The sequence below is a fragment of the Acetobacter orientalis genome (assembly GCF_000963965.1).
Taxonomy (GTDB): domain Bacteria; phylum Pseudomonadota; class Alphaproteobacteria; order Acetobacterales; family Acetobacteraceae; genus Acetobacter; species Acetobacter orientalis.
Genome location: NZ_BAMX01000017.1, coordinates 47,551 through 61,460 on the forward strand (window position 1 = coordinate 47,551; position 13,910 = coordinate 61,460).

The 13,910-nt window shown below is 52.1% G+C and carries 11 protein-coding genes; 5 read left to right on the plus strand and 6 right to left on the minus strand.

The window, feature by feature from the left end; translation table 11 throughout:
- Nucleotides 1-138 precede the first annotated feature (138 nt).
- Entirely contained in the window at nucleotides 139-612 is a 474-nt protein-coding gene (greA, locus tag Abor_RS07485; RefSeq protein ID WP_048841317.1) for a transcription elongation factor GreA, read from the plus strand.
- A 1-nt stretch (nucleotide 613) separates the two neighbouring features.
- A complete protein-coding gene (locus tag Abor_RS07490; protein ID WP_048841232.1) occupies nucleotides 614-1,810 on the plus strand; it encodes a threonine ammonia-lyase in 1,197 nt (398 codons plus the stop codon).
- Between the two features lie 144 nt (nucleotides 1,811-1,954).
- Here the strand turns inward: Abor_RS07490 and Abor_RS07495 are convergent, their stop codons facing one another.
- Complete coding sequence (locus Abor_RS07495) at nucleotides 1,955-2,674, minus strand: response regulator transcription factor (RefSeq protein ID WP_048841233.1); 720 nt, start codon at nucleotides 2,672-2,674, stop codon at nucleotides 1,955-1,957.
- A gap of 149 nt (nucleotides 2,675-2,823) precedes the next feature.
- Between Abor_RS07495 and Abor_RS07500 the strand changes: the two genes are divergently transcribed.
- Complete coding sequence (locus Abor_RS07500; RefSeq protein ID WP_048841318.1) at nucleotides 2,824-3,339, plus strand: L,D-transpeptidase family protein; 516 nt, start codon at nucleotides 2,824-2,826, stop codon at nucleotides 3,337-3,339.
- Here the strand turns inward: Abor_RS07500 and Abor_RS07505 are convergent.
- The 3 genes from Abor_RS07505 to guaB all read right to left on the minus strand — a co-directional run bounded on the left by Abor_RS07505 (nucleotide 3,324) and on the right by guaB (nucleotide 8,198).
- The gene (locus Abor_RS07505; protein WP_048841319.1) at nucleotides 3,324-5,174 is read right to left on the minus strand and encodes a cation:proton antiporter; all 1,851 of its coding nucleotides are present in this window, start codon (nucleotides 5,172-5,174) and stop codon (nucleotides 3,324-3,326) included. The two genes, Abor_RS07500 and Abor_RS07505, sit on opposite strands and share 16 nt — an antisense overlap.
- A gap of 222 nt (nucleotides 5,175-5,396) precedes the next feature.
- The gene (locus Abor_RS07510; RefSeq protein WP_048841234.1) at nucleotides 5,397-6,710 is read right to left on the minus strand and encodes an RsmB/NOP family class I SAM-dependent RNA methyltransferase; all 1,314 of its coding nucleotides are present in this window, start codon (nucleotides 6,708-6,710) and stop codon (nucleotides 5,397-5,399) included.
- A gap of 9 nt (nucleotides 6,711-6,719) precedes the next feature.
- Nucleotides 6,720-8,198, minus strand: a complete 1,479-nt coding sequence (guaB, locus tag Abor_RS07515; RefSeq protein ID WP_048841235.1) for an IMP dehydrogenase — start codon at nucleotides 8,196-8,198, stop codon at nucleotides 6,720-6,722.
- 483 nt (nucleotides 8,199-8,681) lie between these two features.
- On the opposite strand from guaB, the gene Abor_RS07520 reads away from it, so the two are divergent.
- Together Abor_RS07520 and Abor_RS07525 are read left to right on the plus strand one after the other, a co-directional pair.
- Entirely contained in the window at nucleotides 8,682-9,281 is a 600-nt protein-coding gene (locus Abor_RS07520) for a biliverdin-producing heme oxygenase (RefSeq protein ID WP_052946387.1), read from the plus strand.
- A complete protein-coding gene (locus Abor_RS07525) occupies nucleotides 9,274-11,832 on the plus strand; it encodes an HWE histidine kinase domain-containing protein (RefSeq protein ID WP_084594423.1) in 2,559 nt (852 codons plus the stop codon). The genes Abor_RS07520 and Abor_RS07525 overlap by 8 nt, the downstream gene beginning before the upstream one ends.
- Before the next feature lie 110 nt (nucleotides 11,833-11,942).
- On the opposite strand, the gene Abor_RS07530 is transcribed toward Abor_RS07525, so the two are convergent.
- The gene (locus Abor_RS07530; protein ID WP_048841236.1) at nucleotides 11,943-12,410 is read right to left on the minus strand and encodes a c-type cytochrome; all 468 of its coding nucleotides are present in this window, start codon (nucleotides 12,408-12,410) and stop codon (nucleotides 11,943-11,945) included.
- Nucleotides 12,411-12,531: 121 nt separating this feature from the next.
- A complete protein-coding gene (locus Abor_RS07535; RefSeq protein WP_048841237.1) occupies nucleotides 12,532-13,887 on the minus strand; it encodes an NCS2 family permease in 1,356 nt (451 codons plus the stop codon).
- Between the last annotated feature and the right edge of the window lie 23 nt (nucleotides 13,888-13,910).

Here is a 13,910-nt window from a genome sequence, read left to right on the forward strand (position 1 = left end):
TTGGGCAGAGCTTTGGCTTTGCCCAAACCCTTTTCAAACGGGTAACCGCCTGTTTTCTTGCAGTGCGGTGCGTACCCGCTTATTCTGTGTAACTTTCCTGCCGGCATGTTGCCGGCAGCTTTACTCTGGGGATACGCCTTGCAGAAAACTCCGATGACAGGCAAAGGCTTGCAGCGGCTTGAAGATGAACTGCGCAAACTCAAGTCTGAAGAACGCCCGGCTATTATCCGCGCAATTGCAGAGGCCCGCAGCCACGGCGACCTGTCAGAAAATGCTGAGTACCACGCCGCGCGTGAGCGTCAGTCTTTTGTTGAAGGCCGTATTCTCGAGCTCGAAGAAATCGTTTCAACTGCTGAGGTCATCGACCCCACCACGCTCTCTGGCGACCAAGTAAAATTTGGGGCCACCGTCACTGTGGTTGATGAAGATACAGACAAAGAAGCAACCTACCAGATTGTTGGCATGCATGAGGCCGACATCAAACAGAAACTGCTTTCTATTTCGTCTCCTCTCGCCAAAGCACTCATTGGTAAGCACGAGGGTGACACTATTTCTGTGCCCGCACCAGGTGGTGACCGCACATATGAAATCCTGTCCGTGAAATTTATCTGATATGATTTCTTTTGATGATATCTCTGCCGCGGCAGAGCGCATAAAGGGCAAAGTGCTTCGCACGCCCACCATTTCGTCTCATGCGCTCTCCAAAGCTACCGGCGCAGATATCACCCTGAAACTCGAAAACCTTCAGGCGGTTGGGTCTTTTAAAGAGCGTGGGGCGGCTAACAAACTGGCCCTTCTCTCACCCGAAGAGCGGCAACGTGGTGTTATTGCTGTTTCAGCAGGTAACCACGCACAGGGCGTTGCCCGCCACGCTAGTTTGCTTGGCATAGATGCAGTTATTGTCATGCCCAAATTTACCCCAGCGGGTAAAGTTGTGCGCACACGGAACTGGGGTGCTCGGGTTATTCTGGAAGGCGAAAGCTTTGCAGAAGCTCTTATGTTTGCCCAAGACCTGCAAGCACGAGAAGGCCGCACCTTTATCCACCCCTACGACGACCCCGCCGTTATGGCTGGCCAAGGCACATGCGCGCTCGAACTGCTAGAAGATGCAGGCCCGCTTGATATGCTTGTGGCTCCCATTGGTGGCGGTGGCCTGCTAAGTGGGTGCGCTGTGGCAACACGCGCCTTACGCCCAGAGGTAGAGCTGGTTGGCGTACAGGTACAAAATTACGACTCTCTTTCCGCCTTCCCCGGCCCAGCCACACGGCCAAATGGTGGCTCCACCATTGCAGAAGGTATTGCCGTGCTCCAAATTGGCACAGCACCAGATGAGGTTATTCGTAAGCTTACCTCTCAAGTTCTGGTTGTGCCAGAATGTGCGGTCGAAAACGCTATTACTTTATTGGCCGAAGGCGCAAAACAGGTAAGCGAGGGCGCTGGGGCTGCGGCACTTGCTGCAATTCTTACCTACCCAGAAGTTTTCCGTGGCAAAAAAATTGCTCTCCCTATTTCCGGGGGCAATATCGATAGCCGCATTCTGGCCAATACTCTGCTTCGCGCTATGCTGCGTGATGGCCGTATTCTTCGCCTTGTTATGGAAATTCCAGACCGCCCCGGCGTTTTGGCAGATATTTCCAAAAAAATTGGGGAAGCAGGCGGCAATATTATTGAGGTCTCACACCAACGGCTCTTTGCGGCCCCTTCTGTGCAAGCCGCAGAACTGGAAGTTATGATAGAAGCCCGAGACCCCGAGCATGCAGCCCTGATTACAAAAGACCTTGGCCACTCCTACATCGTGCGCCGCGTTTAACTTCCCCCAATACCCAGCAAACCAGAACGCACACCCAGCCCTTCTGGCTTCTGGCTTCTGGCTTCTGGCAAGCCCTTACATACGGCAAATAAAAAAGGCAGAGACAATTTTGTCCCTGCCTTTTTCTTTGAATATAGCAGCCTATTATCCGGCGGCAGCCACCTTGGCTTCTGGGTTCAGCCTATACCCGCCACCCTCTGTAATAAGCAGGCTGGCATTGGTTGGGTCTGGCTCAATTTTTTGGCGCAGGCGGTAAATGTGGGTTTCCAGCGTGTGGGTTGTCACAGCCGCATTGTAGCCCCATACCTCGTTCAGCAAGACTTGGCGTGGCACAGGCCGCGTGCCCGCACGGTAGAGAAACTTCAAAATAGCCGTTTCTTTTTCCGTTAAGCGAATACGCTTGTTTTTAACTGGCTCCTGCAACAACTTGCCAGACGGGCGGAAAGTGTATGGTCCAATTGAAAACACTGCATCTTCACTGTTTTCAAACAGGCGCAACTGCGCACGCAAACGAGCCAACAGTTCTGCAATACGGAAAGGCTTGGCAACGTAATCGTTCGCGCCTGCATCTAGGCCGCGTACAATATCTGCCTCATCGTCAGAGCCGGTCAGCATAACAATTGGCATACGCAAACCGTCTTTGCGTAATTCTGCACAAAAATCGCGGCCATCGCCGTCTGGCAATGTTACATCAAGCAAAATAGCATCACACCGGCAATCTGGTGTTTTCAGCTTGGCACGGGCTTCTGCCAAAGTTGCAGCTTCCTGCACCGAAAATTCACCATCAAGCTGCAACTGCTCAACAAGCGTTTGTCGAAGGATCTGGTCATCATCAACAACCAATATGGGACGTGCACCCGTCATGGGGTTTTATTCTCCTTGTATCAGCCTATGCTGGTGCGGCTGCCTGAGCCGTATGCTTTCAAGACTTTGTCACGAATTTCGTTTCAAACCAATAGCTCAAGAGCGATACCATTTTTCTGCAGGCAAGAAACAAACAGGCAATGAGTGAAATGATGATACACATTCGCCCCCACACAGGCAGCGGGCACGGTGCACAACTGCATTGCGGACACAAAATCATGAGCGCCGTTATTGGCAAAAATGGTGTAACACACAGCAAAAAAGAGGGAGACAACGCAACACCGTTAGGGCTTTTCCCACTGGTGCGTGTTTTTTATAGAGCAGACCGTGTCACGAAACCGTTAACATCTCTGCCGGTTGAAGCACTCTCCCCTAAAGATGGCTGGTGTGATGACCCGCAATCGCCTGATTATAATAAAAAAGTGATCTTACCCTACGCCGCCCACCACGAGAAATTATGGCGTGAAGACAACGTGTACGACATCATTGTGGTTATTGCTTACAATATGGGGCCAGCCGTACCGGGCCGCGGCTCTGCCATTTTTATGCACCTACAACGCCCCACTCTAGCCCCGACCGAGGGCTGCGTTGCCCTGAGCCAAAACGACCTACTGTGGGTGCTTTCTACCAACCCACAGCATATTCTTATTCACGCACCAGCCTGATATCCATTGTGGTGCACCAAAAGGCTGTCCTCAGAATAGTCGGGGGGTACAAGGGCAATGACAATATGCCCTTCCTCCAACTGCGGGTGCACCTCATCTTCGGCTGAAATCACGGTAATAGAAACGCCTTTTTGCAACACCAAAAAGGCCAGTAGGTTACTGCCGTCCCACAAAATGGCATCTTTATTTTCTGCCGTTACGGTCAGGTTAATAAAGCGCCAGCCTTCTTTCACCAACGTTTCCAGCAATGTAAAATTCCATGATGGCTCACCTAGTACCTTGCCCCGTGCCTCACGGCTTAGGCCACGGTATTGGTCAAGGCGGGCTATGCCGGGGCTAACTTGGTATACACGCTGGCTGCCAAAATGCGGGGTTAGGTGCGCGCATACCAACCCGTTATAAATAGCATCGGGCGTTGCACACAGCAGATAGTCAGCCGGGCGCTCTTCCAGACTTTCCGCCCCTTCTTCTGACAGAACCTCGGTGGGTAATACCGGCACTCCTGCGGCCTCTGCCCGCACAAGGTCAAGCGATGAGTTATCGACCAGCAGTACAGGCACCTCTGCTTTATGCACAGCAATAGCCAGTTTGCTAGACCAGTCGTTAGCGCCAACTATGGCTAAGGCTGGCTCATTAGACAGTGTTAGCTTTAACCGCCGCCCAAGTGGTGCAAGAGAGAACCCGTGCAAAATCATGGTAGAGGCAATAACCGCAAAGACTGCGGGCATAACCTGCCCCGCACCGGGGTAGCCTGCATCTTGCAGCCGTAAGCCTGCAACACCTGCTACAGCCGCCGCCACAATACCGCGCGGCGCAATCCAACCTACAAAAATACGCTCCGACCACGGCATGCTTGAGCGCATGGTGGCCAACACAATACCCAATGGCCGCACCAAAAACAAAACGGCCAGTGTCAAAGCCCCAATAGACCACGATAAATGCGCAAGCTCTGAACGTTGTAAATCGGCAGTTAAAAGCACAAATAGCAACGAGACAATAAGAACAACCAGCGCCTCTTTCATACGCTGTATTTCAGCCATGCCGGGAATACGCAAATTAACCAGCGCCATACCAAAAACAGTAGAGGCCATAAGCCCTGCACCATCCATTGCCAGTGTACCCATGGCAAACAACACCAGCGCAGAGGTAATAAGAACAGGAATTTTAAGAATTTCGGGCATCATGTCGCGCACCCAAAGCCAGCGCATACCCCACGCGGCCCCAATACCCAACAAGATCATTAACCCGGCACTTGCCAGCATATGCGGCAATATAAAGCCAAAAAAAGTACCCGACCCCTCATCTGGTCGCATAAGCAGCACTTCAAGCACCAAGGTCGCTAAAATAGCTCCTACGGGGTCGTTTACAATGGCTTCCCACCGTAAAAAAGCTGCAACGCGGGGGTGTAGCTTAGCGTGGCGCAATAGAGGCAGCACCACCGTTGGGCCAGTAACCACAATAATGGCCCCAAACAAAAAAGCGGCCCCCCACGTCATGCCACCAATATAATGCGCAGCCGCACTGCCAAGTATCAGGTTAATAGGCAAAGCAAATAGGGTTAGGCGTATTACCCCCTCGCCTGCCTCTTTTAACTGGCGGAAATCGAGCGCCAAACCGCCTTCAAACACAATCAGCGCCACAGCCAGAGACACCAGAGAGTGAAAGGCCGGGCCAATCATTTTTGTTGGGTGCAAAATTTCCAAAACGGGGCCGTACAATAAGCCCAACGCAAACAACAGCACAATGGCAGGCAACCGAAAGCGCCACGCAGCCCATTGCGCCACCATGCCACCACCGAGCACGCAAAAAATAAAAAGAAGGACGCTTTCTGTCATGGTAATCCGTCTTGGCGTTTGGCGAGAAAACCCCAACCACATATTTAAAGTATATTTAGAGGAGTATATACTTTTTACAGACCAAAACAGACATCTAAATTCAAAAGACGTTAAAAATAATTTTTCAAAAACAATTCTTTAAAAGAAAACTACCAAAATACCAGAACCATGCCCATGCACCATTTTTAGCATGTAGGGTTCTGGTATTTTCTTATACGCTTATTATGCCTCTACAGCAGCTTCATTGCTTTCACTGCGCTCTAATACTGCGGCAAAAAAACCATCTGTACCATTTTTAAAGGGCGTGAGCGCAAACATAGATGTGTTTTTCAAGCTTTCCGGCAGTTCTGTACTATCTGAGGGCACAAGCTTGAACGCGGCGTTCCGTTTGAGAAAAGCCTCTACTTGATCAGAGTTTTCTGCATTCAAAATAGAGCATGTGGCGTATACCAAGCGCCCACCCGGTTTTACCAGCTTTGCGGCTCTATCAAGAATTTGCGCTTGTTTTACCAAAAGCTCGTCTAAATCTTGCTGCGTTGTACGCAAACGGGCATCTGGGTTACGGCGCCATGTGCCCGTACCGCTACAAGGGGCATCAACCAGCACGCGATCAAAAGAACCTGCACGCCGCTTGGCCCATTTATCACCCACGCTTAGCAAGTGGCGCTCAACATTATGCACCCCTGCCCGGCGCAACCTGCGCACAGCACCATCAAGACGTTTTTCGGCTACATCGCACGCGGCTATATGGCCCTTGTTCTCCATCATCATAGCAAGGGCTAGTGTCTTCCCTCCGGCACCGGCGCAATAGTCCAGCACGCGCATTTGCGGAGCCACACCAAGAATAGCAGCAACCAACTGGCTGCCTTCATCTTGAATTTCCACCCGTCCGTCTTGAAACGCGGCAGACGATGTTACAGGCAAGCGGCCCGGTAGGCGTAACCCCCAAGGGGAAAGTGGGGTCAACTCGGCATGTAGCCCTTCACGCGCCAAGGCTTTTTGCGCCTCTGCCCGCGTCGTGCGTAGTTTATTTACCCGCAGGTCAAGCGTTGCGGAGCCAGATAAGGCCACCAACTCTTGCTCTAGTGTGTTGCCAAATGTTTTCTCAAGTTCGGGCACCAACCAGTCTGGCAGTTCTAGGCTAACTGCCCTTGGCATGCCCTCAGCGTTCAGGCTTTTAGTCGCAAGTTGTTGCAGGCATTCACGCTCTTGCAGGCTCAGCGCCCCAGCAGCAAACCGCCCATCAGCAAACATGGCCCCAATATTTTCAGGCGGTACTTTTTGAAAAACCAGACAGGCCGCAGCCAGTAACCTAGGGGTGGGCGTGGCACCTAGCTGGGCCAAATGCCAGCCCAAACGGCGCCATGCCCGCATAATTTCCCACACCAGACCAGAAACTGCCCGGCGGTCTCCGCCGCCAATATAACGCCGCTCCCTAAAAAAGCTGTTGGCAACGGCATCAGCAGGCTTGCGGGGGGCTGCCTCCATTGCGGTCAAAAGATCAATAGAGGCAGCAAGCCGGGCAGAAGGTGTCATGGTTAAAAATTAGTCCCGACGGTAGTTAGGCGCTTCGCGCGTGATAGAAACATCGTGCACATGGCTTTCACGCAGGCCAGCGCCCGTAATCCGGCGGAAACGTGCGCGCTGCTGTAGGTCTGGCAACTCGCGTGAGCCTGTGTAGCCCATACCCGCTTTAAGACCGCCAACCAACTGGTGAATAACCGCAGCCATGCTGCCTTTGTAAGGTACACGACCTTCAATACCTTCTGGCACCAGCTTGAGGGAATCTCGCACTTCCTGCTGGAAGTAACGATCGGCCGAGCCACGCGCCATAGCCCCAAGGCTACCCATACCACGGTAAGATTTATAAGACCGGCCCTGATACAGGAACACCTCACCCGGTGCTTCTTCCGTACCGGCAAGCAGTGAGCCAACCATGACCACATCTGCACCTGCACCAATGGCTTTTACAATATCACCAGAGGTACGAATGCCACCATCAGCAATAGCTGGTGTATTTTTTTCGTGGCAGGCAATAGCGGTTTCCAGCACGGCAGAGAACTGGGGTACTCCAACGCCTGCCACAATACGCGTGGTGCAAATAGAGCCCGGGCCAATGCCAATTTTTACGCAGTCTGCACCGGAGTCAATTAACGCCTGCGCCGCTTCTGGCGTAGCGACGTTACCCGCAACAATCTGGATAGCGGGGTCAAGAGCTTTCAGGCGCTCAACAGCACGCAACACACCAGCAGAGTGGCCATGTGCTGTATCAACCACCAGCACGTCTACCCCGGCATCAACCAGCAATTTAGCGCGGCTAAAACCGTCTTCACCCACGCCGGTTGCTGCGGCACAACGCAGGCGGCCCAAACTGTCTTTAATGGCAAGCGGGTATGCAACCGCTTTATCCATATCTTTAACGGTAATAATACCCACGCAACGGTTCTGCTCGTCTACAACAAGCAGTTTTTCAATGCGGTGTTTATGCAAAAGCTGGCGCGCTGTGTCAGCATCAGCCCCATCGCGCACTGTCACCAAATTGTCGCGTGTCATCAGTTCAGCCACGCGCTGCGTTGGGTCTGTGGCAAAGCGCACATCACGGTTGGTCAGAATACCTACCAGCTTCTGGCTGGCTGGCTCAACCACAGGCAGGCCGCTAATGCCGTTATGCTGCATAATAGCGCGCACTTCCGCTAAGGTCTGCTCTGGCCCCACGGTAACGGGGTTTACCACCATACCAGATTCAAAGCGCTTAACGCGGCGCACCTGCTCGGCCTGTTCTTCTGGCGTAAGGTTTTTATGAATAACCCCAAGGCCACCCTGCTGCGCCATGGCAATAGCCATCTGGTCTTCCGTGACGGTGTCCATCGCGGCAGAAATAAGCGGGATATTCAGTTCAATAGAGCGCGTAAGGCGTGTGCGTACCGAAGTCTGGCTCGGCACGACTTCAGATGCGGCTGGAACAACCAGAACGTCATCAAACGCTAAGGCTTCAGTTACACGGCTGTACGGGGAAGAAGTCATACCACGGGAACCCTTGACTGGAATACGGTTGGGGTGCCCCGACAGCAGAACGTTGCCTCAGGTCACCTGACCATTGGCGCTTCCTCATATGGTCTAAATGCCAGAAAGGCAAGCTGAAAGACGTAAAATTGACACCTTTTTACACAAGGTTCATATCCACCCAGCAGCAAACCTCTTTGATGCAAGCACACAAAAATTGTAAAAATAGCACTCGCAACACTCAGCTACCCAAGTACACCATAGCACCGCTATTTTTGCGTTTTAAGGTCTTTGAGAGCACACAAATTCAGACAGTGTGCAGGTCTTAAACAAGGGGCGAATGGTCGTTTTCCTGCATCACCACACGGTAACTTGCAATATACTTAACTTCTTTTTGTTGCACCCTTGCAAGCAAGGTGCCATGCTGCTTCTTTGATAGGCTGGAGTTTGAAATATGGTTGTCTTGCAAGCTCGCTTTTCAAGCTCACCTGCGCTTTAAAAACCATGCTCTCAGAAAACTCCCCTGCCCCGACGGCTCCTTCCGCCCGACGGTTTGCTTTACGCAATGGAACGTGGGCTACGCACCAACAGCTTGATAGCCAAATTGGCACCCTTAATACGCCAGCCGCTTACAAACGCTACCTTTATACCGTGTATCTGCTCCGCTCAGGCATTGAAGAAACACTGCGCCTTACCCCATGGCCAGAGCAGTTTGGCACATGGCGCCCCAGCCCCTTAAGCCCAGCACTCCTATCTGACATGCAAGACTTGGGGCTTACACCCAGCAAAGCGGCTACTTTCCCGCGCCCTCTGTCTGCCTCCGCACTGCTAGGGGCGTTATATGTTGTAGAAGGGGCTGCTTTAGGGGCCAGGCTTTTAATAAAACAAGCAGCAGCTTTAGGGTTTAACGCCCAATTTGGCGCACGCCACCTTGCGCAACAAACCGCCAGCAACCAAGAATGGGCTACTTACTTAACCCTTCTGGAAACAGCAGAAAACTTTAACGAAGCCGAAGCTATAACGGCGGCACAAAACGTTTTTTCTTTTGGACTAGCTGCGCTTCATCTCGCAGATCACGCAGCGGAACAAATTCAATATGGTTAAATTTGGTGAAGCAGACCTTACTAGCTGCGACAAAGAGCCCATTCATATTCCCGGCAGTATACAACCCCACGGCTGCCTTATAAGCTGCGACCGCACAACTTTTCTTGTGCGCCGTGTTTCTACCAATGCCGCCCATATGCTGGGCTTTCCTACACTTGCGCCGGGCAGCCTGCTTTCTGACCTGCTCAATGGCGATATACTGCACGATATCCGTAACGCTTTAGCCAATAGCGTTTCACTCAAGCGGCCGTCTTACTTGTTCAGCGTTCACCTAAGCCCACATGCGCTTTGCGATGTGTGCGTGCATGTGTCTGACCAAGAGGTGGTTATTGAGTGCGAACCCGCAGGTCTTGCCCAAACAAGCCAGCAGGTTATTAGTCAGTTACGCATGATGCTCGACCGCATCCGCGATATTGCAGATATGCAAAAGCTGTTTGATACAGTTGTCAAACTTCTGCGTGGGCTTTTGCAATATGACCGAATAATGGTCTACCAATTTGACCCAGACTGGTCTGGCAAGGTGGTGGCGGAAGCACGCTCACCTGTTCTGGAAAGTTTTTTAGGTCAGCATTTCCCTAGCGCAGATATTCCTGCCCAAGCCCGCGACCTGTACCGCCGTGCACTCATTCGCGTTATAGGAGACGTGGGCTATACCCCCGTACCCTTGCAGGAGTTACCAGACAGCCCACCGCTGGATATGTCTTTCTCCCAGCTCAGAAGTGTCTCCCCCATTCATTGTGAGTATCTGACCAATATGGGCGTTGGGGCGTCCATGTCCATTTCGCTTATTGTTGATGGCGAACTATGGGGCATGATTGCCTGCCATAATTACTCCCCCAAAGTTTTGACACTGGCCGAGCGCGCCGTTGTAAAAATGTTTGGCGAGTTTGTCGCACTGCGCATTGTCGTGCTGCTTCGCACAGGCCGCCTGCTGGTAACACAACGTACACACGCCCTCATTGAGAATTTTCTGCGCGATGCTGTCTCTATGGCAGACATGCCATCGTACCTGCGTAGCAAAATTGCAGATCTTGAGCCGCTTGTACCGTGCGACGGCATTGGGCTATGGGTAAACCAAGACTGGACAACCCACGGCTTGGCCCCAGACACCCCAGAAATTGTTTTGCATCTGGTACGTGCGGCAAATGCTTTGGCTGCAAACCAAATCTGGCACACCACCCAATTAAGTGAAACGTTTGAGTGGGCAAAAAACCTGCTGCCAGATGTTGCTGGCGTTATGGTTATTCCCATATCCCCCCAACCGGCTGACTATCTCTTTCTGTTCCGTAAAGAAATTGTCCGCACACTTAATTGGGGCGGAGACCCCAATAAAACTTACACAACAGGCCCCCATGGCCCACGCCTAACCCCGCGTAGCAGCTTTGCTATCTGGAAAGAGCAGGTCAAGGAGCGCGCCTACCCCTGGACAAGTAACGACATTGAAGCCGCGGGCTTGCTCCGTTCTGCCTTGATCGAAGTTATGGGGGCATACCACCAGCAGCAACTTACGCAACGCGCCGAAGCCGATACCCGCCAGCGCATGCTTAACGAAGAGCTAAGCCACCGGGTTAAAAATATTCTGGCAGTTGTGCAATCTCTTATGGCGCGCCCTGTGCCAGAAAACCGGAGCATGCCCGAGCATTTTCAAATTTTAAAAGCCCGCGTCAATGCTCTCGCCCGCGCACATGACCAAGTTGTCCGTGCCGATGGTGGGGGTCTTCTACGCCCGTTGCTAGAAGCTGAACTAGACCCCTACCGCCTAGAACACGGCACGATAACACTACAAGGCCCAGAAATTTGGCTAACAGGGCGCGCTCTTTCTGTATGCGCCCTTGTGCTGCATGAGCTTGCAACAAATGCCGCCAAATACGGCTCTCTCTCACGCCGAGAAGGCAAACTGCATGTTTCTTGGTGGTTTGATACAGAGAGCCAGAACTGGGTACTGACGTGGCAAGAAAGCGGTGGGCCTCAACCCAAACCAACCACACCATCAGACCGTAAAGGCTTTGGCTCCATACTTGTAGACCGTGCTTTCCCGCACGAACTTGGTGGCACAACCATAAAAGAATTTCGAACCGAAGGGCTTTTCCTTCGTTTCAATTTACCGAAGCGCCATGCAACTCTCGTGTCTCAGGAGCAAAAGTCCATGCCTGACATTTTGGAAGCCGCAGCAAAAAGTGGTGACAAAACAGACGTCTTGGCCAATGCCTCTGTTTTGATTGTTGAAGACCAACTGCTTATTGCTATGGATATTGAGCAAGCCTTGGCAGACCACGGCGTTACCAACGTGCGCACTGTGGCCTCTGTTTACGAGGGCATGCAGGCTATTCGCCAAAAAACGCCAGATGTTGCCCTGCTTGACCTCAATCTAGGCAACGAAACCTCGGCAGAGATTGCCCTTTTACTCCGCCAGAAAAACGTGCCGTTCCTCTTTGCCACAGGCTACGCCGACCGTTCCATGATCCCTGCCGGGTTTGAAGATGTGCCCGTTATCCGTAAGCCTTACGCCACTCCGGCAGTGCTGCGTGAGCTAGAAAACATGCTCCTATAGGCCCGCTGGCACTAAACCGTCTTCAACGCTCTGCCTAGCTTATAAAAAAGCCCTGCTAACAGTTGCTGTCAGCAGGGCTTTTCTACAACCCAAACAGTTTTAAACCTGCCTTACGGAATAGGGTGCGCTGCATTCAAAGCATTACGCTCAGCAATAAGTTCAGAGCCTTTCTTGGGTTTAGCGCGTGCAGCTTTCATGTCATCTGCACTAAAGGTCTGTGGCGTTGCGCCTAATGTTGTTAGGTAAGAAAGCACCGCTGCCAGATCATCGTCTGACAAGCCTTTAAAGGTGGGCATAAACCCAGCGTAGCTCATGCCACCAGCCTGAATAGGCCCGTGCAAGCCATTCAGTACCACATCCATCAGATACGCTTTCCCTTCTGGCGTTGCTGCAATTTTATCAATGCGCCCTTTCAGCACGGGAAACTGGCCGGGCATGCCAACGCCACCTGCCTGATGACACACAGCGCAGTTTGTGCCGTATACCGCAGCCCCATCAGAGGCAGCCAAAGCTGACCCCGCCAGCGCAGAGCACGCTACCAAACCACCCAAAAGAAAAGAAAGACCAGCCTTACGCATAAGATCACCCTAAATGTGTCGATACCGGAATAATTGCAGATTAACGTTCAAACGTCAAAAACAAGTGCTGCCTATGCTTAAAGTTAAAAATAGCTTTCGCACAAGAGACACATACGCCACATCAGACCATACGCGCTGCAATAAACAGATAGACAACAAACACAGCATCTAACCCGAGCAGCATAACACTCAGCCTGCTCCACTCACGCCGTACCACTAACAGTAGGGTGTAAAGTAAAAGCCCTAGTGCAAGGCTAATCATAAAATCGCCTGTCATGACGGTTACCAACACCATCAGCAACGGCACTGCTTTATCTTGGGCGGGCATATCCGCAAGGTCTGTCAGGCCACCCAACATGCCCAGCCCCACCAAAATAAGCACAGGTGCCGTGGCCACCGCAGGCACCGCTGTAATAAGCGGCCAAAAGAAAGACGACAGCGCAAATAGTACCGCTACCGTAAGCCCTACAATACCTGTACGCCCCCCTTCTTCTACTCCAACTAAGGATTCAAGATAGGCAGAAACAGTAGATGTCCCTAAAGCAGAGCCCACAACACTCGCTGTTGCATCAGACGCAAACGCAGCACGGCCAAGTAGTGGTTGCCCCTGCTTGTCTTTAAGGCCAGAGCGCTGGGTTACAGCCATCATGGTGCCGGTGGCATCAAAAAAGTCACCTAGAAAAAAATATAAAGTAACGGGCAACACCATAAAAAACTGTGCAAAAAATCCTTTAAAATCGTAGGGAAACAGCATGTACCACGGGTAATGGGGCAACTCGGCCCAGTGGCTGGGCAAGGCCGTAACCAGTTGCCCATTGGCATGGGGTATAAAACACCCAGCTACAGTTACGGCCCCTATGGCTATCAACATGGCCGCAGGCACACGCGACCAACGCAAAATAATAGCCAAAAACAGCCCGGCAATTGTTAACAACACTGCGGGGTCTGTCAGAGCGCCAAACGCCAAACCAGATTTGCTTTTAACGGCCAAGCCGCCGGTTATCATACCAACGTGCGCAATAAAGGCCCCAATGGCAAAATGTATGCCCAGCCGCACGGGTACGGGAAAGGCCGTTATAATTTTCTGCCGCCACTGCGTTAAAGACAGTAGTAAAAACGCAGCGCCCCCCAAAAGCACCATTGTAAACGCAACGCCGGGTGGCACACCCATACGCACCACAACAACTTGGGCAAAAATAACGTTGCTGCTCATGGCGGGGGCTAAAGCAATGGGCAAATTAGCCCACAACGCCATAAGCAAAGACCCACACACCGCAGCGGCAATGGTGGTCATCACCATTGCATTTTTATCTAGCCCCGCGGCTGAAAGAATATCTGGGTTAACCGCCATAATATACGCCATGGCGCCAAATGTGGTTATACCAGCAACAATCTCCCGGCCAAAGCTGGAACCCCGAGCAGAAACCTGAAAATACCGGTCAAAAACCTGACCAATGCGTGCGGGGAGTCCGGGCATTTTTTCCTCGGGCGTTACAACCA

What these genes read in the sequence shown, in the direction of transcription:
- Abor_RS07490 (WP_048841232.1), top strand. Translation starts at nt 614, where the DNA reads ATGATTTCTTTTGATGATATCTCTGCCGCGGCAGAGCGCATAAAGGGC.
- Abor_RS07495 (WP_048841233.1), bottom strand. Translation starts at nt 2,674, where the DNA reads ATGACGGGTGCACGTCCCATATTGGTTGTTGATGATGACCAGATCCTT.
- Abor_RS07500 (WP_048841318.1), top strand. Translation starts at nt 2,824, where the DNA reads ATGATGATACACATTCGCCCCCACACAGGCAGCGGGCACGGTGCACAA.
- Abor_RS07505 (WP_048841319.1), bottom strand. Translation starts at nt 5,174, where the DNA reads ATGACAGAAAGCGTCCTTCTTTTTATTTTTTGCGTGCTCGGTGGTGGC.
- Abor_RS07510 (WP_048841234.1), bottom strand. Translation starts at nt 6,710, where the DNA reads ATGACACCTTCTGCCCGGCTTGCTGCCTCTATTGATCTTTTGACCGCA.
- guaB (WP_048841235.1), bottom strand. Translation starts at nt 8,198, where the DNA reads ATGACTTCTTCCCCGTACAGCCGTGTAACTGAAGCCTTAGCGTTTGAT.
- Abor_RS07520 (WP_052946387.1), top strand. Translation starts at nt 8,682, where the DNA reads ATGCTCTCAGAAAACTCCCCTGCCCCGACGGCTCCTTCCGCCCGACGG.
- Abor_RS07525 (WP_084594423.1), top strand. Translation starts at nt 9,274, where the DNA reads ATGGTTAAATTTGGTGAAGCAGACCTTACTAGCTGCGACAAAGAGCCC.
- Abor_RS07530 (WP_048841236.1), bottom strand. Translation starts at nt 12,410, where the DNA reads ATGCGTAAGGCTGGTCTTTCTTTTCTTTTGGGTGGTTTGGTAGCGTGC.
- Abor_RS07535 (WP_048841237.1), bottom strand. Translation starts at nt 13,887, where the DNA reads ATGCCCGGACTCCCCGCACGCATTGGTCAGGTTTTTGACCGGTATTTT.